Annotated in this window: 15 protein-coding genes; 7 read left to right on the forward strand and 8 right to left on the reverse strand. The window is 57.6% G+C overall.

Features of this window, described 5'->3' with window-relative positions; translation table 11 throughout:
• Positions 1-14: 14 nt before the first annotated feature.
• Together VF709_RS20115 and VF709_RS20120 are read left to right on the forward strand one after the other, a co-directional pair.
• Entirely contained in the window at positions 15-1,196 is a 1,182-nt protein-coding gene (locus tag VF709_RS20115) for an aminotransferase-like domain-containing protein (RefSeq protein WP_038420464.1), read from the forward strand.
• An 85-nt stretch (positions 1,197-1,281) separates the two neighbouring features.
• The gene (locus tag VF709_RS20120) at positions 1,282-1,800 is read left to right on the forward strand and encodes a DUF6622 family protein (RefSeq protein ID WP_038420950.1); all 519 of its coding nucleotides are present in this window, start codon (positions 1,282-1,284) and stop codon (positions 1,798-1,800) included.
• A 2-nt stretch (positions 1,801-1,802) separates the two neighbouring features.
• Here the strand turns inward: VF709_RS20120 and VF709_RS20125 are convergent, their stop codons facing one another.
• The gene (locus VF709_RS20125) at positions 1,803-2,222 is read right to left on the reverse strand and encodes a nuclear transport factor 2 family protein (RefSeq protein WP_020690742.1); all 420 of its coding nucleotides are present in this window, start codon (positions 2,220-2,222) and stop codon (positions 1,803-1,805) included.
• A 98-nt stretch (positions 2,223-2,320) separates the two neighbouring features.
• Here VF709_RS20125 and VF709_RS20130 point away from each other — a divergent pair, with 98 nt between their 5' ends.
• The 4 genes from VF709_RS20130 (at position 2,321) to VF709_RS20145 (ending at position 5,181) form a co-directional block, all read left to right on the forward strand.
• Positions 2,321-3,052, forward strand: coding sequence for a helix-turn-helix domain-containing protein (locus VF709_RS20130; protein ID WP_130626742.1), 732 nt, complete (start codon positions 2,321-2,323; stop codon positions 3,050-3,052).
• An 859-nt stretch (positions 3,053-3,911) separates the two neighbouring features.
• Entirely contained in the window at positions 3,912-4,361 is a 450-nt protein-coding gene (locus VF709_RS20135) for an STM2901 family protein (RefSeq protein ID WP_040023496.1), read from the forward strand.
• A complete protein-coding gene (locus tag VF709_RS20140) occupies positions 4,355-4,681 on the forward strand; it encodes a DUF1493 family protein (RefSeq protein ID WP_040023494.1) in 327 nt (108 codons plus the stop codon). The genes VF709_RS20135 and VF709_RS20140 overlap by 7 nt, the downstream gene beginning before the upstream one ends.
• Before the next feature lie 14 nt (positions 4,682-4,695).
• Positions 4,696-5,181: an Hcp family type VI secretion system effector gene (locus VF709_RS20145; RefSeq protein WP_029882108.1), complete on the forward strand. Its 486-nt coding sequence runs from the start codon at positions 4,696-4,698 to the stop codon at positions 5,179-5,181.
• Positions 5,182-5,245: 64 nt separating this feature from the next.
• Here the strand turns inward: VF709_RS20145 and VF709_RS20150 are convergent, their stop codons facing one another.
• From VF709_RS20150 to VF709_RS20175, 6 genes are all read right to left on the reverse strand, one after another.
• Positions 5,246-6,415: an HlyD family efflux transporter periplasmic adaptor subunit gene (locus tag VF709_RS20150; RefSeq protein WP_096897060.1), complete on the reverse strand. Its 1,170-nt coding sequence runs from the start codon at positions 6,413-6,415 to the stop codon at positions 5,246-5,248.
• A 10-nt stretch (positions 6,416-6,425) separates the two neighbouring features.
• Positions 6,426-8,618 carry a type I secretion system permease/ATPase gene (locus VF709_RS20155; RefSeq protein ID WP_045294745.1) on the reverse strand — a complete coding sequence of 731 codons (2,193 nt, stop codon included), beginning with the start codon at positions 8,616-8,618 and terminating at the stop codon, positions 6,426-6,428.
• Positions 8,615-10,018, reverse strand: a complete 1,404-nt coding sequence (locus VF709_RS20160; protein WP_013098387.1) for a TolC family outer membrane protein — start codon at positions 10,016-10,018, stop codon at positions 8,615-8,617. The genes VF709_RS20155 and VF709_RS20160 overlap by 4 nt, the downstream gene beginning before the upstream one ends.
• A gap of 83 nt (positions 10,019-10,101) precedes the next feature.
• Positions 10,102-20,742 (reverse strand): BapA/Bap/LapF family large adhesin, encoded by a 10,641-nt coding sequence (locus tag VF709_RS20165; RefSeq protein WP_440232213.1) that lies wholly within the window; start codon positions 20,740-20,742, stop codon positions 10,102-10,104.
• A 697-nt stretch (positions 20,743-21,439) separates the two neighbouring features.
• Positions 21,440-21,796 (reverse strand): hypothetical protein, encoded by a 357-nt coding sequence (locus VF709_RS20170; protein WP_013098385.1) that lies wholly within the window; start codon positions 21,794-21,796, stop codon positions 21,440-21,442.
• A 359-nt stretch (positions 21,797-22,155) separates the two neighbouring features.
• Entirely contained in the window at positions 22,156-23,562 is a 1,407-nt protein-coding gene (locus VF709_RS20175; protein WP_080292720.1) for an MFS transporter, read from the reverse strand.
• Positions 23,563-23,902: 340 nt separating this feature from the next.
• On the opposite strand from VF709_RS20175, the gene VF709_RS20180 reads away from it, so the two are divergent.
• On the forward strand, positions 23,903-24,817 hold the full coding sequence (locus VF709_RS20180; protein ID WP_013098383.1) for a LysR family transcriptional regulator: 915 nt from the start codon (positions 23,903-23,905) through the stop codon (positions 24,815-24,817).
• Here the strand turns inward: VF709_RS20180 and VF709_RS20185 are convergent.
• Positions 24,801-25,394, reverse strand: coding sequence for an L-threonylcarbamoyladenylate synthase (locus VF709_RS20185; protein ID WP_013098382.1), 594 nt, complete (start codon positions 25,392-25,394; stop codon positions 24,801-24,803). The genes VF709_RS20180 and VF709_RS20185 overlap by 17 nt on opposite strands.
• Positions 25,395-25,404: the final 10 nt, after the last annotated feature.

The raw sequence follows: 25,404 nt of genomic DNA on the forward strand, positions 1-25,404 counted from the left end.
AAGGTAATCAAAGAATGTCTGCAAACAAACTCGCCAGCAGCGCGCAGGGCCTGCAATCTTCCGCCATCCGTGAATTATTAAAACATAGCAAAATGGCAGGCGTCATTTCGCTGGGTGGGGGTATTCCTAACCCGGCCTTGTTCGATCACGAAGGCCTGAAAATCGCCGCTGATGCCGTACTGTCGCAGCATTTTGGTGAAGCCTTCCAGTATGGTCTGACCGAGGGTGTGCCGGGACTGCGGGAAGAGATTCAGCGCATCTGCGAAGGGCGCGGGATCCGCTGCAAAGCGGATGATGTGGTCGTGACCTCCGGTTCACAACAATCCCTCGACGTGCTGGCGCGCGCGTTAATTAATCCGGGCGATACCGTCGTCGTCGAACGCCCAACCTATCTTGCCGCGCTGCAGGTCTTTGGTCTGGCGCAGGCGAATTTCGAATCCGTTGGCACCGATGGCGACGGCATGAAAGTGGATGAACTCGAAGCCCTGGTGGCAAATAAACCCATCAAAGCGGTTTATATTGTGCCGACATTTGGTAACCCGGGTGGCGTTACGCTGTCTGAGGCGCGCCGTAAACAGCTGGTGGAACTCTCGAAGCGCTATGACTTTGTGATTATCGAAGACGATCCGTACAGTGAAATCAATTACACCGACGAAGTTTTCCGCCCGTTAATTGCCCATGCCAAAGATATCGGCAACGAAGAGAACGTGGTGTATACCTCAACCTTCTCTAAAATTCTCGCGCCGGGCACCCGTGTGGGCTGGGTGCTGGTACCGGAGTGGCTGAAGCGTGCGGTGGTGAACCTGAAGCAAACCACCGATCTGCACACCAGTACGCTGTCGCAGCTGATGACTTACGAATACCTGAAAACCGGGCGTCTGGCCGGACAGATCAAAATGATCCGCGAAGCCTATCGTCAGAAGTATCAGACGTTCGCCAACGAACTGGAAGCCGAGCTGGGCGATGTGATGTCGTTCCACAAGCCGAAGGGCGGCATGTTCCTGTGGGCGAATATGAAAAATGGTAGTAATACCACGCGCTGGCTGGAAAAGACGTTAAGTAACGGCGTAGTATTTGTGCCGGGCGAATTTTTCTACTGCAATGAGCCAGACCATTCGACGCTGCGTATGTCGTTTGTCACGCCAACGGATGAAGAGCTGAAAGAGGCGGTTCGTCGCCTGAAAAAATCGCTGTAAAAGACCTGCGCATAATGGCGCTCCTGCCGTTATGCGCAATACGCGTTCAGGGCGGCAGGAGCCGCGATCGTCCATGGTGATCTCCATGTTTGAATTTCTGCTCGGTGTCGTTACGCACACACCCGCCTGGGTGTGGGTGCTGTTTATCTTCCTTATCTCCCGCGGCATTAAAGCCCGCAAGCCGGCCACCGTGACGCTGGAGCGGCTTGCTATCATTCCGGGCATTTTTCTTATCTGGGATATTTACGATCTGGTGGTCTATCGCACGCTGACTCCTGCGACTGTTGCATTGTGGACGGCGGGGATCCTTGCCGGTGCGGCACTGGGGTACTTCCTGATTAAGCAGGCGGCTATCACCCGAGCTGAGGCACCGCGCAGCCTCCACCGTCAGGCAGACTACACCGCGCTGCCGTTTATGATGCTGGCGTTCGCGGTGAAGTATGTGCTGGGCGTGATGAGCGCCATCTCTCCCCATGCAATGCAGCAACCCGCCATGAGCGCGCTGGCAATTATCTCAGGCGGGGTATTTGCGGGCGTGTTTATCGGAAAATTTGCGCGTTATGTTGAGGTATATAACCGTAGCGTACCTCGCCCGGCGGAGTGACGTTACTCTGTCGCATGGGCCAGCGTGCGATCTGAAGCATCGCCGCTGAGGGCCCGCGTGACTTCATGGATCCGCCAGATTTTCCCTTCACGCAGCGCGGCAAACAGGTAAACCTCGATCTCTGCCTGACGACCGCCAGGATACGTGACCGTCACGATATGCCGGTCAGCCAGAAGTTCGTCATGACAGGCTATCTCCGCCACGGTAAAGGCGATCGTGCGAGTCTGCGAGCTGACGTGGCTCAGGTGCTGGATAAATCCCCGGTAATCAAGCGTGTGACCGTCCGTAACCTGTTGGTAATCGGGCGTAAAGACCTCTGCCGGATCGATATCGCCGTTGAATAAGCGGGTTAACAGGCACGCCATCTTTTCGCGCTGCGCGGCATTGTCGGTGTCGGCTATCAGGGATGTGATTATGCTCATTAAGGGCTCCTTATGTGGTTTAGTCGCCATTATCCTTGACAGCCGAAGACGCAGTTTCTGTAATACGCCGATGAATAACGATTTTCGGTCAAAATGATATGGTCAGTACTGAGACGCTCCTTCATCCTGGCGGGTACCGAACCCCCTGGCACAGCCATCGCGCTGGCCAGCTGTGGCGCATTGCAACGGGTCTGCTGGTGATTGAGTCGCAGCGGGGGCGCTCGGTCGTACCGGCAAAACACATCGGCTGGATCCCGCCTGGCAATCAGCACACCGCCTTTTCTGAAAGCGCGATAGAAGGCAGCGCCATCTATCTTGACCCCGCCTGCTGCGCAAGGCTTCCCGATGTGCCCGCCCTGTTCGAACCCGACGATCTTACCCATGCACTGTTTTCCCGCTTAAGCGTTGCTGAAAGCGAGTACGATCCGCGAAAGCTCACCCTGCTGCTGGATGAGCTTGCCGTGGCACCTCAGGTGCACTTTTCTCTGCCCGTGCCGACGGATCCGCGTCTGAAGGACGTGGTCAGGCATTTGCTGCAGTTTGTCGATGATAATCAGACGGTTGAGAGCCATGCCCGCCAGGCGGGGATGAGCGTGCGTACGTTCAACCGTCGGTTTCGTGCCCAGACCGGAATGAACTTCGTTAACTGGCGGCAACTGGCGCGGGTAATGCAGGCAATGGAGTGGCTGGCCGCGGGGAAGCCGGTGGGATGGATTGCGCTGTCCTGCGGTTATAGCAGCGTCAGCGCATTCATTGAGGTCTTCAGCGCGTGGACCGGTAAAACGCCGGGGCAGTGGGCGCTTAAAGAAGCCCCTTTTGGGCGAAGGTAATGCGCGTGGCGTCGTTGAGATGCGTAATTTTTCCTGGTTATTCATAATTAACGTCCTGTTTATAAATATAAAATAGGTGCGGTATGATGCCCTCACCCCGGCCCTCTCCCACAGGGAGAGGGAGAAAACCACCTCAACCCAGCAACGCGATTCCAGCCTCCGTCCCTGTAAGTGCTCAGGGATAGGCTCCAGCAGCATTGGGCGGAGCAGGGCAAAAGTCGAAGCAAGACGACCGCAGAGGGCTATTTTTCTCGCGGGATTGGTCTCTTCCACCAGCGCTTCGCAATAGCGTTGGCAATTGTCGGCAAGATCGATGAAGTCGGTGTTGCAGTCGAAAGGGGTCGTGAAAAGTGCGTTACTGGTGGTCATATGACAGTTTCCATTAAGTGATTAAGACACTGCCAGAGAAATGCCAATTTCCCGGGTGGCAGGACTGAACGGAGTTGGCATTACCGGCCTTAATGGACACCGGCGCGTCTTGCGACGCCCCCGCCCAGCCCACCATTGGAATGTAGCCAGACGCACGGCGCAACAAGAGCTTACGCCGCCATTAAGTTTAACCGGGATGCCAATCCCGACGCCAGATTTTGCTGGCGTGGGAGGAACATACGCCCGAAAAGCCGTTAGAAAAAGTGGGGATGAAGGGATAAGTTACATTCTGCGAGGCTGCTTCAGAAAAAATGGAAAATGAGGAATGCGTTCAAGCCAAAAATGTTTCACCTGATGAGCAAATATTTTCCGCCGCACATAATACTGCCGGTTTATAAAATTAGGAATTTATAAAGGTCTATTTTATCAACATTGCGGTCAAAGTGGCGTATGGTATTTATTCTTAATAAGAATGGCTATGAAGGTGTGTATGGATACCGTCGAGGCGCTTAATGGAACCTACTTCTATAAAGGAATTTGCAACATATCGGCTGGTGAACTGTTTTTCTGGATTTTGTTAGATAAAATTGAAGAGCAGTTTGGCGGCATAGAGGATGCACTAACAATGAGTTGTATCATTTTAGGATTGCCGATATTAAAGACCAGAAATAAGCCCTACGGAACAACAGCAGGAACATCTATAGCATCAAAATATTTACGTCAATATCTCAATGTAGAGTTACCTGTAAGATTACCGACGTTAACTGAAGCGAGCATTGCCACTTTAAAACCTAAGTATGTGACAAATTTGGGGGCCTTTATCGGGAGAGGCCTACCAGTGATTGGCTGGACATTGGTAGCCAGCGATTTGGCTCAAATATGCTATAAGACACTTAAAATGTATAACACGATTGCTCATAAGAAAGACCGGATATGGTAACTGAACAAGAGGTTTTGGCTTTTTTTCAGAATGAATTGCCCGTTATGGGTACATTTACCGGCAAGCTCATACCTTTGCAGTTAGATGATATTTTACAAGACTATGCAGAGGATGATGATTTAGCCATCTGTATGGATAAATTCAGCGAACGATTCAATATTGATATAACGCTGATGAATTACAATGCTTATTACCCATGGTTTCACACATGGTTTTTTCGAAAATGGTTTACGGATAAACCCGTAAAGCAAATTTCTAAGCCTTTAACGGTGAGGATGTTCGCCGAATCTGCGAAAGCGGGAAGATGGTTATATGATTAATAAGGAGGAAAATGATGGCTGTACCGGTCCATTTATGGCTAAAAGATGATGCAGGGAATCTGATTAAGGGGTCATCTGACGTAGAACATAGAGAAGGGAGTATTGAATTACGTGGTTTGACACATAATTTAAGTATCCCGGTTGATGGGACAACAGGAAGACTCACCGGAACACGTCAGCACGCTCCTTTCCTGTTTGAAAAAGAAATTGACAGCGCATCCCCCTATCTTTATCGGGCTGTTGCAACAGGGCAAACTCTCAAATCTGCAGAGGTAAAGTGGTACCACATTAATGATGCAGGGCAGGAAGTTGAATACTTCAATATTTTACTGGAAAGTGTAAAAGTTGTTTCTATTACGCCAATTATGCACGATACACGTAACTGTCCGGGAACAGGGCACATGGAAAGCATTCAACTGCGCTACGAGAAAATCACATGGCGTTATGTTGATGGAAATATTCAATACTCCGATGCCTGGAATGAGCGAGCTACGGTTTGAAGTGCAGCAAACTGCCTCCGCTCTATAAATAGAGTGGAGGCATGTCCTGTTCATCCTGCAAAGATCACCGCTCCCTCAGCGCTTCTTTCGCCCGGTTAAACGGCTTAATCATATAATCCAGCACCGTTTTCTCCCCGGTTTTAATATCCACCGTCGCAATCATCCCCGGCACAATTGAGAAGTGCCTGCCTGCTTTATTCACCAGGTAATCCTGGCTGGTGCGGATAAACACCCGGTAATAGAACACTTCCGGCTTGGCTTCGTCCTGGATGGTGTCCGGGGAAATCGTCTCTACCACCCCGTGCAGCCCGCCGTAAATGGCGTAGTCGTAGGCGGTGATTTTGACCAGCGCTTCCTGGTTCGGGTGGATAAAGGCGATATCGCGCGGCGAGAGGCGGGTTTCGATCAGCAGGTGATCGTCCACCGGCACGATCTCCATCAGCTCGCCGTTGGGCGGGATCACGCCGCCGATGGTGGTGACCTTGATGTTTTTCACGATCCCGCGCACTGGCGATTTCACCGTCAGGCGCGTGACGGAATCCTGACGGCCTTTCAGGATCGCCGAGACCATATCCACCTCCGCGTTGGCTTTGGAGAGCGCCTCGCGCGCCTGAACGTAATATTGCGAGCGCACGTCGGTGAGCTTCAGCTCCAGGTCACTTTTCTGCCGCTGCAGGCGCAGCACCTCTACGTGGCTGGCGGCCCCGGTTTTAACCAGCCGCTGGGTGATCGCCAGCTCCTTATTGGCGAGATCTAACGCGGCACGTAGCTCCCGCTGGGTATCCTCAAGCTGCGCGCGGCGGGAGTTATAGAGCCGCGTTTCGTCGGCAATTAAATCCGGCCATTCCTTCAGCGAAGGGGGGAATTTTAGCGGCAGATCGTTCACCTCGGCATACAGGCGCGCGCTGGAGGCCAGCGAGGCGCGATAGCGTGCGGCGCTTTCGCCGACGTTTGATTCTGAACGCGTGGGATCAAGGCGCGCCAGCACTTGTCCGGCCTGTACCTGATCGCCCTCGTGGACGTTCAGCTCGGTGAGGATCCCCCCGTCCAGCGACTGTAAAACCTGCTCGCGTGAGCTGGGGATCACTTTGCCGGTACCGGTTGAGACCTCATCCAGCACGCCAAACCAGGCCCAGATCCCGAGGACGATAAACAGCAGCAGAGAGAGGATCACGATTCGTCGCGCGCCGGTGTAGCCGCTTTCAGAACCGAGCGCATTATCCAGATCGTCCATTGCCGCGGCATCACGCTGACTGATTTTCATTTTTCCACTCCCTTGCGGCGGCTGCCTGCTGTTGTTGCATGCGGCTGTTGTTCAGCGCCTGCGCTTTCGGGGCATCCATCACCAGCATGCCCTCCTTGAGCACCACCACCCGCTCGACCAGTTCCAGCACCGGCACGCGATGGGTGGCGACGATCAGCGTACGGTGGCCGAGCCAGGCGCTCAGACGCTGGATAAACTCCCGTTCGGTATGCTCATCCAGCGAGGCGGTGGGTTCGTCCATCAGGACGATATTCGGGTCGCGCAGCAGCATGCGCGCCAGCAGGATCGACTGCCGCTGGCCGCCGGAGAGCCCCACGCCGTTCTCCATGATCGGATAGTCCAGCCCCTTCGGTAGCTTCTGCACAAAGCTCGCCGCGCCGGTTAACTCCAGTGCGGCGAAAATCTCCTCGTCGGTGGCGCGCGGCATGCCGAGGGTGATGTTTTCCCGCAGGGTGCCGTAAAACAGCCGTGCGTTCTGGGTCATAAAGCCGACGTTGCGCCGGACATCGGCGACGTCGAGGTGCGGCAGGCTGAGGTTGTCGAGCCGCAGCTCGCCGCCGGCCAGATCCATCCCGCCCGCCATCGCCTGCAGCAGGGTGGATTTGCCCGCGCCGTTACGCCCGAGGATCGCCACTTTCTCACCGGGCTTGATCTCCAGACGGTTGATGCGCAGCGCCATGCGCGGATCCTCCGGGTGATAGCGAAACTGCGCCTGCTCGAACAGGTAGTGACCGCGTAGCACGTCCTGGCGGATCGGCGTCTCCTCGCGCTGGTTCTCGGTAGGTAACTGCATAATGCTGTCCAGCCCCTCTTTTGCCGCTTTCACCTGCTGCCAGCGGGCCAGCACGCCGCACAGCGTCGCCATGGGGGCGATCATGCGCGAGGCCAGCATCGAGGCGGCGACCACCGAACCGGTGGTCAGCGTGCCGTCGATCACCATCGGCGCGCCGACCACGATCACGGCGGCGTAAACCAGGCTCTGGATGGTCATCCCCCAGCTGATCAGGTTCTGCGTCAGCTCGCGGGTACGCAGGCCGGATTCCGCAGTGATCTGGATATAGCTGTTCCACTGCTGCAAAAAGCGGTTTTCTGCCTGCATCAGCTTGATGTCCTCCAGCCCCTGCACGCTTTCTACCAGCACCGCGTTGCGCAGGGTCGATTCATGGGCGGATTGTTTCGCCAGCTCCGCCAGCTTCTTCTGCAGCAGCAGGCCGGGCAGAACCATGATCACCGCTGCCACCGGGGCGATCCACGCCAGCTGCGGGGCGATAATCGCCAGCACCACCACAAACAGCAAGAAGAAGGGCAGATCGACAATCGTCGAGATGGTGGAAGAGGTGACCATCTCGCGGATCTGCTCCAGCTCGCGCAGCTGGGAGATAAAGCTGCCGGTAGAGCGTGGGATCGCGCTGTTGCGCAGCCGCAGGGCGTGACCGAACACGCGATCCGAAACGCGCAGATCCGAGCGTTTACCCAGCAGATCCATAATGTGCCCGCGCGCCACGCGCAGCACGAAGCCGAACAGGGTGGCGATCAGCACCCCGATGGTCAGTACGTACAGCGTCGGATAGGACTGGGCGGGGATCACCCGGTCGTACACCTGCATGGAAAAGACAATCCCGGAGAGCGACAGCACGTTGATAAACAGCGCGGCGAGCATCACCCAGCTGTAGGGGCGCAGGTCGCGCATCACCAGCCGGTAGAGCCAGTCCGGGCGGTATTTTGAGATATAGGCGTCCACGCGGCTGTCCTTCAGCGCTGCCAGCGGACGCAGGGCGATGACGTGGCGGATGGCGGGCAGCATCGCCGTCATCGACAAACGGTTGGTGTAGGTCTGGTCGTCAAAGAAGCTGACCTCCAGCGTATCGTCGCCGTCGAAATGTTCGATCACGCCAACCCTGCCGTCGTTTAGCGCCACCACCACCGGCAGACGCCAGCTGTTGATCGACTGCTGGCTGGCGGTAAGCAGCTGAAACGACAGCCCCGCCTCGCGGGCGAGCTGGGTGAGGGCGGGCACCATCGGTTTGCCTTTCAGCCACGGTGCGCCTGCCAGCAGCGCGCCGGGAGAGCAGGCGACGCGGTAGCGCGTGGCAATAAAGCCAAAGGCCTGCGCCCACTGGGCCAGGGCATCATCCGTCATGGGCTCAGCTTGCGGCATATCACGCTCTTTCATGGCTGGATCTCCACGGTCTGGATGGTGCGGTTGTCAAGATCGAACGCATGGCGCAGCTGCCCGGTGTTGTAGAGGCAGTTGAGCTGCAGCTGATGCAGCTGGCCAAGGGTCTGTTGCTGGGTGAAACGCGCCTGGTAGACCTCCTGCTCGGCGTTGAGCACATCGAGCAGCGGGCGTGAGCCAAGGTCAAGATACTGCTGCTGATACAGCTCGCGGGTGCGGGCGCTGAGCGCCTCCTGACGACCCTGGATCTGCAGGGTGCTGAGCAGGCTCATCACCTGACTGCGCGCCTCAAGCAGCTTCTGGCGAACCTCAAGGCGGGTGCGCTGAATGGTGGATTGCGCCGCTTCCACGGCGTGTCCGGCAGCGTTACGCCGGGCGGTGAGGCCGCCGCCCTGATAGAGCGGCATTTGCACTTTCACCCACGCGGAGTATTGCGTGCGATCCCGCGTTTCGTTACCCGCATAGCGGTCGTTGAGGTAGTGACGCACTTCCGGCTCCAGCGAGACGGTCGGGGTCATCTGGGCGTTGGCGTAGTCAAGGTTGGCCTGCGCGACGTTCGCCTGCGCCCAGGCCGCTAACACCGCTGGCACCAGACGATCGTCCGGTTCGGCGATATCACAGCTGCGGGCCAGCTTTTGCGGAAAATCGTTGCCCACCTCGTTGAGGGTGTTCCAGCCGAGAAAACTCATCAGCGTGGCGCGGGCGCTGTCGAGGCTGGCCTGGTACTGCATGAGCTGGGCGCGGGCCCCTTCGATACGGGCATCGGTCTGCACCACGTCAGAGAGCGAGGTGGCCCCTTCGTCGTTACGCTGGCGGGTCAGCTTGCCAATGGAGGAGAGAGCGTCGAGCTGTTCTTTGGCGGTATCGACCATCTGCTGCCAGGTTTGCACTTCCACCATGGCGATGGCGGTATCGTGGGCGATGGTGTCGATGCTCACCAGCACGTTGGCCTGCTGCTGGGCAACCCCGGCGTTTTCGGCACGCACCTGGCTTGCCACCTTGCCAAAGTCGTACAGCATCTGGGAAAGAGAGAGCACCAGCGATGGCGTAAAGCCATTATCGTCGCCGTCATGGGTATAGCCATTGTCCATACCGGCGTTAATTTGCGGGTAGTATTTCGATTTGGCGACGTCCACCTCTTCACTCTGTTGGTAGAGTTTTCCTACCGCTTCACTGATGGCCGGGTGCCAGGTGACGGCGCGGTTGACGGCGTCGCCAAGCTGCAGCGTGCCGGGGGCGGCGTTGCCCGCCACAGGCGCCACGCGGCCATTCAGGGAGGGGAGTTCCTGCGTTTCGCGAAGTTGTCCGGTATTAATCATCGCCGCCGGATTAGCGGAGAGTGCGGGCACAGATATCAGGCAGCACGAGAGCCACCAGTAAGGCATCATCTTTCCCATGTCATGTCCCTAATAAAAAATAAGTACAGCTTTATTGTTTATGCCCGGGCGCAGTGCGCCCGGGTCAGGTACTACAGGTGCTATCAGGTCACGATGTGTTGCTGGTTAACTAACTCGTCGTAGGTGGTCTGGACGTTATCAAGCGTCACGAGCGTGGTATTGGTATAGGTGCTTCCTGTACCGTCACGGTCGATGGCGATCACGGTACTGCCATTGCTGTTCGTCACATGCAGGTAATTACCGAGCGTTGACGCACTGCCGTTCCAGCCCACCAGCAGATCGCCGATGTCAATTTTGTCTCCCTGGGCCAGCGAGAAGTTGGTCCAGTGATCGCCGGCGGTACTGCTGACGTTACCCGCGGTGGCGTTGCCTGCGGTGCTGTTCAGCACCTGATAAATCAGCGTATCGCCGTACGCGGTGCCGGTAATGACATCGTTATGCTCAGAACTGACGAACTGCGGCGCCATATTGATGGTCAGCGTGGCAGTGTCCGTATTGCCGTTGGCATCGGTGAGGGTGTAGTTGAAGACCTCCTTCGACGTGATGGTTGAGAGCGACACCCCGCTGTTGAGGGTGTAGGTGTAGTGGCCGTCTGCGCCAATCGACAGCGTGCCGTAATGACCCGTGACGTTGACCAGCGTACTGCCGGTGTAAGGATCCAGCGTGGTGGTGGTGCCGTCGAAGCCGGTAATGGTCACGCGGGTATCGACCGACTGCAGCTGATCCATCGCCCCGGCGGAATCCGTACCGTCGAAGATATTGCCGTCAACGGTGTGGCCGCTGGTGGAGTCGAACTGGGTCAGCGAGTAGGTGGTACCGTTCACGCTCGGGGTGATGGTGATATTGCCCACGCTCAGCCCCGGTACGCTGCCGGTATAGCTCAGCGTATAGGTCCCGGCGTTCAGATCCAGCCCGGTCAGGGGCACGTCGATACTGCCGCCCAGCAGCGAGCCGCCGCTGAAGGAGCCGGTGCGAATAACACCGTTGGCATCACTGATCGTCCAGTTCACCGTCAGCCCGCCCAGCGCCAGCAGCGACGCGACGTCAAAGTGCAGCGACGCGCTATGCAGGGCGGTGTTCGGATCCACCACAAAGGTCCCGCTTCCGCTGCCCGTGGTGGTACCTAGCAACGAGGTGGTCCAGCTGGCGCTGCCGACGGTGGTGTCAGAGTAAGCCGAGGTATGGTGTACCGACGTGACACTCATCTCGGTGCTGACATCGTTCACCGCATCCATTGCCCGCGCGGTTGGGGTAATGTTGAGCGAGCCCGTATCTTTCGCGCCGTTTGGTGCCGTAATGGTATAGACGAAGGTGTCCGGCGTGCTGATATGGTCCGCACCCACGCCGCTATTCAGGGTGTAGGTGTATTGGCCGGACGAATCAATGGTCAGCGTGCCGTATTCTCCCTGAATGTCGGTTGTTCCACTGCTGTTAACCGCCACACCGTTCACTTCCGTCACCACCGTGCCATCCGGCACCGGATCGTTTGCCAGCACATCCCCCGTGGTGCTCTCCCCGATGCTGGAGACGCTGTAGACATGATCCTGCAGCACGCTCAGGGTGTAGGCCGTCAGCGCGGTGATCCCTGCCGCCGTATTGAGCAGGAACAGATACTCCCCGGCAGGCAGGTTCAGCGTCAGCTGCGAGGAGGTGCCGCCCAGCAGCGGCGCACGCAGCCAGCCCGGCTCAACGCGCATCTGCTCGAAGGTCTGGGTCGCGTTGTTGAACTTATAGACGTACAGGTCGAACACCGATGCCAGGGCAACGCCCCCCACGGAGGCCTGAATCGTCATGGTGCGGGTTGTACCTTCCTCCACGGTGTAGATGATCGGGTTGGTCATATCGTCCAGCAGGTTCAGCCCCAGCGTGTTGCCGAGATTGATCCCCACCAGGGTAAAGCCGCTTTGCGACGATGTGCCGTTATCGATGGCCTGGACGGTGGTGTCGAAGGTCAGGGAAGCCGCGTCGTCTACGGCGACAATGCCATTCGCCACGCTGCCCGAACCGAGCGACAGCACAAGGTTCGCCGACGCGCTGACACCGTTATGGGTAATGGTGTAGGTGAAGCTCTCCGTGCGGCCAATCACCGCGGCACTGGTGTCGGTGAGGTTGTAGGTGTAGCTACCGTCGCGGTTAATGGTCAACGTACCGTACTGCCCCTGAATCACCGTGCCGTCGGCGTTAACGCTGGTGGTGACCCCCAGCGCGTTGGTCACGGCGGAGACGGTCGTACCTGCCGGGGCGTTATCGCTGCCTGCGGTAGGATCGGTATCCAGGATCACGTTACCGTCCAGGCTGGTGTCGCCCGTTACAGTCCCGGCGCTGGTCTCTTTCACCGCCACATCCAGGCTGGTGTACGAGCCGGTTGCCAGCAGGTTGGTGTTGTAGCTCAGCACGCGATACTGGCCATCAGCGAGCCCGGTCAGGTTCAGCGACACGCCGGTGGCCCCAAGGGTCAGCAGGTCGGCGAACTGCGGTTGTCCGGTATCCACGACGGTGGTCCAGGTGTTGTTGACGGTATCGAAACGCTGCACCACCAGCTCCAGGGTGTTGAGCAGCGAAAGCACCGCCCCCGTGGCGTTGGCATTGACCACAATATCCGCACTGCCGCCGCTGCCCACGTTGAACTCAACCTGGGCTGTATCGTTGCCCAGCAGGGTCAGCACGTTGCCTACGGCACCCACCAGCAGGAAGCCATAGTCGCTGTACTGGCTGTTGGTGACGGTGGCGGTGGTACTGAGATCCAGCTCTTCAACGTTATTGCTGGCAGAGAGCGGCACCACCGGCGCAAGGACCGAGCCCGGCTGCGAGGTGTTACCCGCCGCATCGGTGGCTGTGATCTGCAGCGTCTGGCCTTCGGTCTGCTTGTTGAGGAAGGTGTAGCTGTAGGCGCCATTGCTGTCTGCGGTGGTGGTCACCGTTGACCCGTCCGCGAGGCGGATGGTGACGGTGCTGCCCGCTTCCGCCGTACCGGTCAATACGCTGCCGTCAGCGTTAAAGGTCCCGGCAGGCGCGTTTGGCGCCGTCACGTCGACGATAACGGTTGTCGAGAGCGAGATCGGGCTGGTACCGGCTGAGTTGGTCGCCGTGGCGGTAAAGGCGTGTGATCCCTCGCTTAATGCCGGGGTCGTAAAACTCCAGTTACCGCTGGCATCCGCCACTACCGTACCCATCGACACGCCGTTGTTATACAGCGTGACGGTGGCGTTCGGCTGTGCGGTGCCGCTCAGGGTTGGCGTGGTGTCATCGGTGGTTTTACCGTTGGTCAGCCCTCCGGTAACGCTACCGACGTTATCGTCAATGTTGGCGATAACCGGTGCGTTTGGAATGTTGGTTGATGGCGCAACTACCGAGGCGCTGACGCCAGCGTTACCGGCCTTATCGGTCGCGTAGACCAGCAGGGCTTCACCGTTGGTCTGCGCCGTGGTGAGGGTAGCGCTAAAGTTGCCGTTACCGTCTGCCGTCGCGGTACCGAGCACCGTACCGTTACCGCTGGTGATGGTGACGGTGCTGCCCGCTTCCGCGGTACCGGTGACCTGGGTTCCGTTAGCGATCACCTGCAGGCTGGTCGGTGCGCCCGGTGCCGTCAGGTCCACCAGGATTGTGGTCACGGTTGATGGCGCGCTGGTATTGCCCGCGGCATCGGTGGCGGTGGCGGTGAAGCTGTGCGAACCTTCCGTCAGCGTGGTGGTGGTCTGCGCCAGCGTCCAGTTGCCGTTGGCATCGGCGGTGACCGTGCCAACCAGCGTGCTACCGTCGTAGATACGCACCGTCGCATTGGCTTCGGCGGTACCGCTCAACGCTGGTCGGGTGTCGTTGGTCGGGTTATTGCCCGTCACCGGCCCGGTAACGCTGCCCACGTCGTCTACAATCGCGCTGATGACCGGCGCGGCTGGCGCGGTGGCATCCACGTTGATCACATACCCGGTGGTGGGTGCGCTGGCGTTGCCCGCCGCATCGGTGGCGGTAAACGTCAGGCTGTGTTGACCATCGCTGAGCGCCGGGGATGGCGTAAAGCTCCAGTTACCGCCGGTGGCGACAACGCTGCCAATCTGCACGCCGTTATCGAAGATTTTCACCGTCGCGCCCGCTTCCGCCGTACCGGTGAGGGTTGGCTGCGCGTCGTTGGTCAATCCGCCATTGGCGACAGGCGTGGCGGCATTCCCGACGTCATCCACAATGCTGCTCAGCACCGGCTGCGCAGGCGGCGTGGTGTCGATGGTCAGGTTGAAGGTTGCTGACGGCGCGCTGGTGTTACCTGCCGCATCCGTCGCCTGAGCCGTAAAGCTATGTGGACCGGTTGCCAGCGTGGTGGTCAGCAGAATGCTCCAGTTTCCGCTGGCATCCGCGGTGCCGGTGCCCACCAGCGTCGTTCCTTCATAAATGTTCACCGTGGCAAACGGCTCGCTGGTACCGACGAGACGCGGAATGGTGTCGTCGGTGCTTTGTCCGGAGCTGACAGGGCCGGTGATCGTGCCCACGTCATCAACCGCCTGGCTGATAACCGGCGCGTTAGGCGCGGTGGTATCCACCACCAGCGTAAAGTCAGGCGATGCGGGGCTGACGTTGCCCGCCGCATCGGTGGCCGTGACGGACCAGGTGTGGCTACCATTCGCCAGCGCTGTGGACGGGGTAAAGCTCCACGCGCCGCTGCCGTCAGCCTGGGCGGTGCCGACCTGCTGGCCGTCCTGATAGACAGTGATGGTCGCGTTGGCCGCGGCTGTGCCGCTAAGGGTTGGGGTGGTGTCGTCCGTGCTCTGCCCGGAGGAGAGCGGTGTCTGAACGCTGCCCACGTTATCGCTCGCGGTCAAAATGGACGGCGCTGTCGGTGCGGAGGTATCCACCGTCAGGTTAATCGGTGCCGACGTGCTGCCGGTATTGCCTGCCGCATCGGTGGCGTTGAAGGTGATGGCATGTGGCCCTTCGGTGAGCGCGGTACCCGGGGTGAAGGTCCAGTTCCCCTGAGCATTGACGACCGCGGTGCCAATCTCGCTGCCATCAACAATGATGTGCACCGTGGAACCGACTTCGCCCGTGCCGTTGAAGGTGGGTTTTGTGTCGTTGGTGCTGTTGCCGCTGGTGAGCGTCCCGGTGACCGGACCGACATCGTCAATCACGCTGGTGACCACCGGCGCGGAAGGACCTGCGGTATCAACCGTGAAGACGAAGACCGGCGAGTTGGCTGAGACGTTACCGGCGGCATCGCTGGCGTTGATGCGAATGTTATAGCTGCCATCTCCCAGCGCCGGAATAGGGGTAAAGCTCCAGTTGCCGTTGCTGTCTACCGGTGCGGTACCGATCTCCACGCCATTGTTCAGGATGTGGATGGTACTGCCGACGGCGCCTGTCCCGCTGAGCGTTGGCGTGGTGTCATTGGTGACCTGGCCGGTGGTGAGATTACCGACAATCCCGCCCGCCACGTTGTCGCTGACGGTCTCAAGCACAGGGACCGCTGGCGCCGTCAGGTCAACCACCACGCTCCAGGCGTTTGACGCCAGGCTGATGTTACCCTGCGGATCGGTGGCTTTGACGGTGAAGCTGTGTGACCCTTCGACGAGGGCGGTCTCAGGCGTAAAGCTCCACGCGCCGGTACCGTCCGCCGTGACGATGCCAATCTGCGTATTGCCATCAAAGATCGTCACCACGCTGTTCGCTTCCGCCGTACCGGAGAGGGTAGGCGTTGCGTCGTTGGTGGTATTGCCGCTGACCACGGTCGTGGCGGTGTTACCGACATCATCAGTGACGTTAACAATCACCGGGGTGGTGGAGCTGGTGTCAACCACGATGGTGAAGCCTGCCGATGGCGCACTCTGGTTGCCCGCCGGATCGGTCTCACGGATGGTCAGGACGTTATTGCCCTCCGCCAGCGCGGATGGCGTGAAGCTCCAGTTACCCGTCTGGCCGACCACGGTGGTGCCCAGCAGGGTGCCGTTGCTGTAAATGGATATGGTATCGCCCGCCGTGCCGCTACCGGTCAGGGTTGGGCGGTTGTCATTGGTGGTCTGCCCGTCCGTGAGTGGACCGGTGCCCGGGCCGACATCATCAATAACTGCGCCAATGGCAGGCGCGTCAGGGGCGGTGAGATCAACAGTGACGGTCGCCACCGGCGAACGTCCGCTGGTTTCGCCATTCAGCGTGGCGGTGACCTCAAAGGTGTGCGCTCCTTCACCCAGCGGCAGAGCTGGCGTATAGCTCCAGTCGCCGTTTGCATCGGCGGTTACGGTTGGCAGCAGAACCTGCACGCCATCCTGATAGACAGTGATTATGCTGCCTGGCTCTGCTGTCCCGACAAGGGTCGGCGTCGTGTCGTTAGTGGTTTTGTCTTTCACATCGCCCGTAACCGGGGCCGTATCGTCGTTGATGACCGTAATGACGGGCACGTCCGGGAGGTTCGGCTGCGTACCGGTGACGGTATAGGAGGCTTCAGGGCTAAGATTCCCTGCAGCATCCGTGGCGGTGATGGTCAGCGCCGCGCCGTCCTGCTGGGCCGGGCTGAGCGCCACGGAGAAGTTGCCGCCGGAGACCACCCCGGTACCGATCACGTTACCGCTGGCGTCTGTAACGATAATGGTGGCACCCTCTTCGCCGGTACCGGTCAGCGGCGTCCCCTGTGCGGCCACGCTGATATTGTCCGGCGCTGCCGGAAGCACGGTATCCACCGTGACGGCAAGCGGCGCAGAGCTTCCTGAAGCGTTACCTGCCGGGTCGACCGACGAGACGGTGAAGCTGTGTGGGCCTTCCGCCAGTGTGGTGTCGGCGGTCCAGCTCCAGGTCCCATCCGGCTGGACGGTGACCTGGACTGTGGATGGCGTACCGTCCACGCTGACAATCACGGTGGAGCCCGGCTCGCCGGTGCCGTTGAGGGTTGGCGTACCGTCGCGGGTATAGAGCGTCCCGTTGGTGAGCTGGCTGTCTTCAACGCTGTTGATTAGCGGGATCTCAGGTGCAGTGGTATCGACGGTGACAGTAAAGACCGGGCTGAGTGCGCTGACGTTACCCGCAGCGTCGACTGCCGCAACGGTGATGTTCAGCGGGCCATCCGTCTGCGTGGGCAGGGTGAATGACCATTCGCCGTTAGCCACAACCACGCGTCCAAGCTCGACGCCATTGTTATAGACGATTACCGTTTCACCCGTCACACCGGTTCCGCCGACGGTTGGCGTGGTATCGGTAGTAACACCGCCATTCGGCTCACCGGCGATGGCGCCAATCACCGGGGTATCCGGTGCGAGGGTATCGACGGTGATGGTGATCCCCGTAGAAGGGGCAGAGACGTTACCCGCCTCGTCGGTGGCGGTAGCGGTAAATTCGTGGCTGCCCTCGTCAATAGCGCTTTCAGGACGCCAGCTCCAGTTGCCGCTGCCGTCTACCGTGACGGTACCCACGGCGGTTGGCGTGCCGCCATCAACGCTGTCGTAAATGGTAATCACATCATTTGGCGTGCCGGTGCCACTCAGTACCGGACGCGGATCGTTGATGGTTTCGCCATCGGCAACCGGGCCGGTTATCTGGCTGACGCTGTCGGTAATGACCGGGACCGCGGGCGCGGCAGGCGCGTCGGTGTCGATGGTGATAGTCACCGGCTGGGACGGGGCGCTTTCGTTGCCCGCGCCGTCCTTGTTGGTGACGGTCAGGGTAATGTCATAGGTGCCGTTGGGCAGGTCGGTGGATGGCGTCCAGCTCCAGTTGCCGTCGCCGTCCACCACGGCGTCACCGATTTTGTCGGTGCCGTTGTAAATCGTCACCGTATCGCCCGGATTACCGGTACCGCTCAGCGTCGGCGTGGTATCACGGGTGGTTTCCCCCGGGTTCAGCGACGTGGGTGCTGATCCATCCGGGTTAACGGTGATGGCTGGCGTGTCCGGTGTGGCCGGTGCGACGGTATCAATCACCAGCTCGAACGGATCAGAAATCGAGGTATTCCCGGCGGCATCTGTGGCATGGATTGTCAGCGAATGCGGGCCGTCGGTAAGCGGTGTTGTGGGGGTAAAGCTCCAGCCGCCGCTGCCGTCGGGCGTTGCGGTGCCGAGCAGCGTGGTGCCGTCATACACGGTGATGACCGTGCCATCCGGGGCGCTCCCCTGAAGTAACGGCTGGGTGTCATCCGTGGTATCGCCGCTGTTGAGCGGGCCTTTAACGTCTCCGGCGTCGTCGGTGACGGTTGCCAGCGTCGCGACCGGCGGTGGGGTGGTATCAACGGTAAAGGTAAATCCACCGGATACCGGGCTGGTGTTACCGGCGACGTCGGTGGCGATCGCGGTCAGGGTATGCATGCCGTCGCCGACCGGCGTGGCGGGCGTAAAGGTCCACGCGCCGCTGCTACCGACCACCGCGGTGCCAATATCGACGCCATCCAGACGGATGGTGATCGTTGAGCCGGGTTCACCGGTACCGTTGAGCGTCGGCGTTGCGTCATTGGTGGTGTCGTTGGCACCCACCGGGCCGGTGCCCCCAGGGACATTATCGACAAGCTGGGTGATGGCGGGCGCATCAGGCGCCGTTCCGTCAATGGTAATGGTCCAGGCGTTTGAAACGTTACCGTTGCTTGATGTCGCCGTCAGTACATGGGCACCTTCGGCCAGCGGGGTGGATGGCGTAAAGGTCCACTGGCCAGATGATGGAACAACGACCGTGCCGAGGACGTCGCCGCCGCTATGGATGGTGATGGTCGAGCCTGGCTCCGCCGTGCCGTTCAGGGTAGGGGTGCGGTCATTGGTGATCCCATTCTGGCTGATGGGGCCTGTGACGCCGGGTTGATCATCCACCACAGAGAGGATATCGGGTGTCGTGTCCGGTGCGGTGAGGGACGCCGCCGGACTCTGGTTGCCCGCCGCGTCAGTGGCTACCACCGAAAGCTGCTCGCCGTTTGTTTGTGCAGGAGAAAGGGTCGCAACAAAGTTACCGCTGCCGTCAGTGGTGGCGCGGCCAATCACGTCGCCGTTGCTGTTGGTGATGACGATTTTGCTGCCTGGCTCGGCGGTGCCGGTAACCTGGGTTCCCACCGGGTTAATGGCAATAACGGGCAGCGCCGGTGGCGTGGTATCGACGGTAAAGTTCACCGGCTGGGATTCTGCGCTCTGGTTGCCCGCCGCATCGGTTTGTTTGATGGTGATCGAGTGCGGACCTTCCGCGAGCGGGTTGTCTGGCCTGAGACTCCAGGTGCCGTTTGGCAGCACGGTGGTTTGCCCAATCAGCACACCGTTGTCATAGACCTGGATTGTGCCGCCAGGCTCTCCCCGTCCCGCCAGCAGTGGTTCAGAGGAGTCGGTGAACTGGCCAGCGGTAATTGCGCCTTTAATGGCCCCGGTCTCATCGCTCAGTACAATCGCCGTTGGCGTTGCCGGAGGGGTGAGATCCACGGTGAGGGTGAATACCGGAGAGGCGGGTCCGGTGTTGCCTGCGGCATCGGTTGCCCGAACGGTGAACTGGTGGGTGCTTTCACCCAGATTGACCGATGGCGTGAAGGTCCACGTGCCGTTGCTGCCGGTGACCGCCGTGCCAATAGCGACAGAGCCGTCATAGATGGTTACGGTGGAGCCTGGTTCGGCGGTCCCCGAGAGTTGAGGACGCGGATCGTTAGTGCTGCCTCCGCTGCTTACCGTTCCTTTGCCGGGATCAATATCGTCCGTTGCGCTGCTAATGGTGGGTGCACCGGGCGCAACCGTATCGACAACAAAACTGACGGCAGCGGATGCCGGGCTGGTATTGCCTGCCGCATCGGTCGCGGTTGTGGTAATGGTGTGGCTGCCGTTGGCGAGATCGGTAGTGGGGGTAAAGCTCCAGCTACCTTTAGCATCCACCGTGGTGGTGCCAATCTGCTTGCCGTTATCGTAGAGAGTGATGGTGCTGCCTGGCTCGCCGATACCGCTGAAGGTCGGGCGGGCATCATCGGTGCGCTGGCCGTTTTCCAGCGGGCCCGCTTTGTCGCCGGCATCGTCATTTACCAGCAGGATGTCCGGGGCATCCGGCGCGGTGGTGTCCGGAGCGGTTACGGTCGTGCCCGGGCTGGTATTCCCGGAGGAATCCGTCGCGGTGGCGGTAATTTGTTCGCCGTTAGTCAGCGGCGTCCCCAGGTCGATGGTGAATTTACCGTCGCTGCCGGTTTTACCGGTGCCGATGACGTTGCCGTCGGCGTCTTTCAGCGTGATGGTACTGCCCGGTTCGGCGGTACCGGAGACGGTTTTACCATCCGGCGAGAACTGCAGGCCGGACGGTGCATTCGGCGGAGTGGTATCCGGATCGGAAGGGTTTGTCGGCGTGCCGGGGTTGCTGCCGTTGTCATCATCGTCATCCCCACCGCCGCCACCGCCGGTGCTTGCCGCCGCCGCGATGCCACCCGCGGCGACAATGCCACCCAGTACCCAGGGCCAGATGGCCGCGCCGCCTGCATCACTTCCGGATGCAGCAAGCAGGACGTCAGTGGAGGCAATAGATTCATAGGTGGCCGCCCCGGCGGGGTCCTGAATCCACCACAGCGCCCCCTCACTGTCCTGCAGTACCAGCTGGCTCGCCCCTTGCGCATCGGTGACGAAGAAATTTTTAACGGTAATCACCTCGCCGGAGTGTAGCGTGATCACCAGATCGTTACCGTTGCGGGCGAAGTCAGCGACATTGGCTCGCTCTACCTTAAGCTCAACGATAGAGGAATGGCTCAGCGTAACCTGAGTGCCTTCCGTGGTGGTTTCCACACCCGTAAGTTTCGATATAACAGAGATTTGGCTCATTTAGTGAGTACTCCAGCAGAGTTATCGTTAACGGCGAGCAAGATGAGCCATCTCTGTTAAGGGTAAAGCGCGCCCCCGGCGGAGTAACTGTTATTTAAAACAGCGCTCACCGTATTTATTTTCAGCGCGAACGATGCCCGCCAGAATGCAGAGTGGCAACATCAGAGCGAATCTATTTATTTGAGAAAAACTATCAACAATGTGATTTTGTCTTTTATATAACCTTGTATTTAATAGAGGAATTAATCCGGGACGGTATGAAAATGATATAGTCAGAAAAGTCTGGATATGCAAATTAAGCTTTAGTAAACATGGCGCAAGGATGTGAAGAGGGCATTGCTTTATAGATTTTGTTTATAATTTAAAATTTGTAAGCCATTGATTATGTGCGATTAGTTAATTTTTGATGAGTCGGTTTTTTATGCGTTTTCGCCGCGGGAAAATAATTGGTAGGTGATAACTTTAATCGTATTCTGGCATTGATTGTTTATGGTTGCTTAATTGCGGTTTAAGATAGGGTAATGTTTTTGATGTAAGATATATTATATTTATTCGCATTTTAAAAATATTCTTTTACAGGGTTAAATTTTCTGCTAGCAGGCGATATTTAATGAAATGGTGAGGGGTAAAATACGCCTGACTTTATTTGAAGCAATAAAAAAGGCCGCGCAGGCGGCCTTTTTTATCTGTGTGACGGTTACTCAGTGACTTTCTTTTCCAGCTCGCTGGCACCTTCTTTGGTTTTGTTCCAGCCTTTCTCAGCACCCTCTTTGGTGGCGTCCCAACCCTTCTCGGTGCCTTCTTTGGTTTTGTGCCAGACTTTCTGTGAGTCTTCGCTGACCTTGCTGCCAAAGCTTTCGCTTTTACCTTCTGCAGCATGTTTCTGTTTCAGCTTCAGCTCTTCACCTTTGTTCTGCTCTTCGTGCAGTTTTTGCTTCGCTTCGTTGGCGTTAGCGTTCGCCGCGGCGACGGTATCATCAGTTGCATGTGTGGTCGCAGCAAATACTGGAGAAGCCAGCAGAATGGCAGACAATGCGATAATTGTTTTTTTCATAATATCCTCATTTACGTTATCGGTTATGAGCGTGATTCAGCATGTCACAGACAAAGCGAAGCGGCTTTAGGAAAAAACTGTAAAAGGGTGGAGGCCATGACGGCGCTATTTCATGCGAAAGGCTAACCGAACGTGAGATATCCAATCTCAGCCAGTGCTGCCAGCGTCAGTAGAATAAAAAATACTATGGTGAAGGGTCTGTACATCGCTCTCTCCTTGTTTGCGCAAATTTCATCCGTGTTTTCCTGGTATGCTCCCGCCCGATGTTATTAGGGGCAACGTTATTATCTACAGGGCAGCGAAAATAATCATGGATGCCGCTCACAAGTTGTGAGACGGCATTTTGTTAGTCACCGTGATTAAATATTTTCCAGGTCGATACCGCGCGTGTTGGGACCAAAAATACCAATGGTGAGCATAACAATCAGCATACTGATCACAATAAAGGCAATGACCGCCGTTGAGCCGCTATATTGCAGTATCAGACCGATAATTATACTGCTGAAGACGGTGGATAAACGGCTAAAGGAGTAACAAAAGCCGACCGCTCGCGCCCGGATACGGGTGGGGAAAATCTCTGACTGATAGGAGTGGTAGCTGTAAGTCAGCCAGGCATTGGACCAGGTAATAAAAAAGCCGCAGGCAATGAGCAGCAGTGGGTTGCTCTGAAACGCGAACAGCGAACCAAAGATGACCGTGGTCAGACAGGACAACACGATTTGCCATTTATTTTCCATTCGATCGGCATAGCGGCTGCAGATAAGCGCGCCGAGAGGATAGGCCAGCGTGATGAAAAAGGCGTATAACAAACTGTGCGTGACGGATGTCCCGCTGCCGGACAGCAGGGCGGGCAGCCAGTTCCCGAAGCCAAAAAAGCCAATCGCCTGAAAGATATTCATCACCACCAGCATCGCAACCCGGCCACGGTAGCGCGGAGACCAGATATCCTTAAACCTGCCCTTGAGTGAACCCTGTTCGTTGTGCTGCCCGGCGCGGAGAGGGAAATCAGCCTGTTCGCCGCTGCCGCAGCGCTTCTCCATCTCCTGCATGACGGTTCTCACCTCATGAAAGCGCTTTTGCTGCAGCAGCCAGCGCGGAGATTCCGGCAGCCCCTTGCGTACCAGCCAGATAATGATGGACGCCAGCGCGCCAGCGATCACCACGAACCGCCATCCGCTCAGGCCAAACCACATCTGCGGCACCAGCCACCATGACATCAGCGCGACGGCAGGAACCGAGAGAAACTGAATGAAAAAGGCGAAAGCAAAGGCGCGGGTGCGAAGGTGAGCAGGTACCCACTCTGTCAGATAGGTATCAATGGTGACCAGTTCAACGCCGAGGCCGATGCCTACCATAAAACGAAAAAAGATCACCCATTCTGCCTGATGCTGAAACGCCATGACGAGGGAGAACAGCCCGTACCAGAGCAGGGCATACATAAAGGTCGCGCGTCGGCCAATGCGATCAGCATAGGGGCTGAGCAGGCTGGCACCGATAAAAAGCCCCAGAAAGGTTGCGGACGCAAACGCGGCCTGGTCGGCCATACCGAACACGCCCTGCTGGCCGGTGTGGAAGATGCCATCAGCAATGAGACCGGCGCTGATGTAGCCTGTCTGAAACAGATCGTAAAGCTCAAAAAAACCGCCAAGGGACAGCAAGGCGATGAATCGCCAAAGTCCGGCGGAAGCCGGTAAGGCATCGATCCTTGCCGCAAGATCGTCCTCGCGGATGGGGTTTTGTGCCCCCCACTGTGTTCCTGAAACTATGCATTCACTCACGGTTAACCCTCTCGTAACATTCACCCTGAGTCGTTATGCTAGAGGGAAATCAGCGGATTTAAATTTTTAATTCGTATTCAGAAGCAATAAATAAAGCATAAAAAACCAGATATTTTTCTTTTAGTGCGTGGATATTCACCCTCTGAGTTAACCCATTTTTCGAAGAAAATATATTCTTGTTAGGCGGTGAAAAATAGCCGTGCGGCGCTGCGGAGTTATTATCGAACCGGGGCAGAACGACAATGCTGGAAAATTTTCACTTGACGATAGCAAGGACTTTTGCCACTAATTATCGGGTGATGTTTGCTGACCTGGTGCAGATTGTAGAATGGAAAAAATCGAGAATTTAATTCCGATGGTGGTTTTCGCGCGTGTCGTCGAAACCCTGAGCTTCACCGAGGCCGCACTCTCTTTGGGAATGTCGAAGTCATCAGTTAGCCGGGATATTTCAACGCTGGAAAAACGTATTGGTGCAATGCTGCTTAAGCGCACCACCCGGAAAATAGAGATTACGGAGCTGGGGCTGAGTTACTATCAGCACTGCTTCAAAATATTGAATGAACTGCGCGCCGCAGAACGCTTTATACGGGATTATTATGAGGAACCAGCGGGGACAATAAAAATACTTGCCCCGGTGACGTTCGGAAAAGAGTATGTTGTGCCAGCATTAAATGCGTACTTAGAACGAAATATTATGGCCAATGTCGATCTCGATTTATCGGATAAAGCGGTGGATATCAAAGAGAGCCAGTACGATCTCTCTATCATTGTGGCGCAGGACACGCCAACCCATGAGCACACCAAATTTTTATGCTCCATCCAGTGGGGGCTTTATGCCACCCCTGACTGTATCGCCCGGATGCGTCCTGTCCTGACGCCGGGCGATCTCCCGGCCCACAACTACATTCTGTTTCGCGGTGTGGCGCGTACGGTTTCGCTGCCGTTCAGAAAAGAGAAACAGAAGGTCAATATCGACGTTCATAGCCGCTTCAGAAGCAACAACAGCGTGGCGCTGATCAGCATGGCGCTTTCCGGCCTCGGCATTGCTTACTTGCCCAATTACATTGCGCGAGAAAGTCTCGCCACCGGGAAACTGGTCCGGCTTTTACCCGGCTGGCAGATGGATGAATATAAAGTGTGGCTACTGTCCAAAAATAAAAACACGATGACCTCAGGCATTAAACGCTTTAGCGACGAACTTCAGCAGCTGATCGCCGGGGCCGAGGTCAAAGCAGGCTACTGATATCCAGCTCGCCATGACGCAGGATCGAGACTTTGTCATCCAGCAAAGAGATATGCGTGGTGGCGGTACGGCTGGGGTTTTTGCAGTTGGACGGGACAACCAGATCGACACAGTCTCCCATGTCTTCCCGTGCGAGCGTAAAACTGACAAGATCGCCCTCATCCTGGGGATACCCTGCCGGGATCACCACCAGCGGCCTGCCTAAGCGGCTGATGATGGTTCGCATCTGACTGTTTTTCACGCAGACGACCGGGAGAATATCGCCTGCGCCGGGAAGAAAATCGGCGCGCTGTTTCTTTCGCAGGCTGATTTTAAGGGTGCCGGGCCAGCAGGCCCGGCTGAGCATTTCAATTTTGCTTCTTTGCCACGGGCTGACATCCACCCATTCCCATATGTCCGCCAGTTCGCAGAAGCAAAACGTCATCTCTCTGGTACAGGGCGATCTTTTTAACAGCGTCAGTTTTTCCACGGCATCCGGGCTGTAAGGATCGGCTGCCAGGGCAAAGTGGGTATCGGTAGGGATCAGGATGATCCCGCTATTACGCAATACGGTAATGGCCTTGTCTATAAATGACATGATTATCGAT

Source organism: Enterobacter sp. Lyrl_3 (assembly GCF_051948675.1).
Lineage (GTDB): Bacteria > Pseudomonadota > Gammaproteobacteria > Enterobacterales > Enterobacteriaceae > Enterobacter > Enterobacter cloacae.

Bases quoted from the DNA above. Each gene is read 5' to 3' on its own strand.
- VF709_RS20115 (WP_038420464.1), top strand. From the start codon at position 15: ATGTCTGCAAACAAACTCGCCAGCAGCGCGCAGGGCCTGCAATCTTCC.
- VF709_RS20120 (WP_038420950.1), top strand. From the start codon at position 1,282: ATGTTTGAATTTCTGCTCGGTGTCGTTACGCACACACCCGCCTGGGTG.
- VF709_RS20125 (WP_020690742.1), bottom strand. From the start codon at position 2,222: ATGAGCATAATCACATCCCTGATAGCCGACACCGACAATGCCGCGCAG.
- VF709_RS20130 (WP_130626742.1), top strand. From the start codon at position 2,321: ATGGTCAGTACTGAGACGCTCCTTCATCCTGGCGGGTACCGAACCCCC.
- VF709_RS20135 (WP_040023496.1), top strand. From the start codon at position 3,912: ATGGATACCGTCGAGGCGCTTAATGGAACCTACTTCTATAAAGGAATT.
- VF709_RS20140 (WP_040023494.1), top strand. From the start codon at position 4,355: ATGGTAACTGAACAAGAGGTTTTGGCTTTTTTTCAGAATGAATTGCCC.
- VF709_RS20145 (WP_029882108.1), top strand. From the start codon at position 4,696: ATGGCTGTACCGGTCCATTTATGGCTAAAAGATGATGCAGGGAATCTG.
- VF709_RS20150 (WP_096897060.1), bottom strand. From the start codon at position 6,415: ATGGACGATCTGGATAATGCGCTCGGTTCTGAAAGCGGCTACACCGGC.
- VF709_RS20155 (WP_045294745.1), bottom strand. From the start codon at position 8,618: ATGAAAGAGCGTGATATGCCGCAAGCTGAGCCCATGACGGATGATGCC.
- VF709_RS20160 (WP_013098387.1), bottom strand. From the start codon at position 10,018: ATGGGAAAGATGATGCCTTACTGGTGGCTCTCGTGCTGCCTGATATCT.
- VF709_RS20165 (WP_440232213.1), bottom strand. From the start codon at position 20,742: ATGAGCCAAATCTCTGTTATATCGAAACTTACGGGTGTGGAAACCACC.
- VF709_RS20170 (WP_013098385.1), bottom strand. From the start codon at position 21,796: ATGAAAAAAACAATTATCGCATTGTCTGCCATTCTGCTGGCTTCTCCA.
- VF709_RS20180 (WP_013098383.1), top strand. From the start codon at position 23,903: ATGGAAAAAATCGAGAATTTAATTCCGATGGTGGTTTTCGCGCGTGTC.
- VF709_RS20185 (WP_013098382.1), bottom strand. From the start codon at position 25,394: ATGTCATTTATAGACAAGGCCATTACCGTATTGCGTAATAGCGGGATC.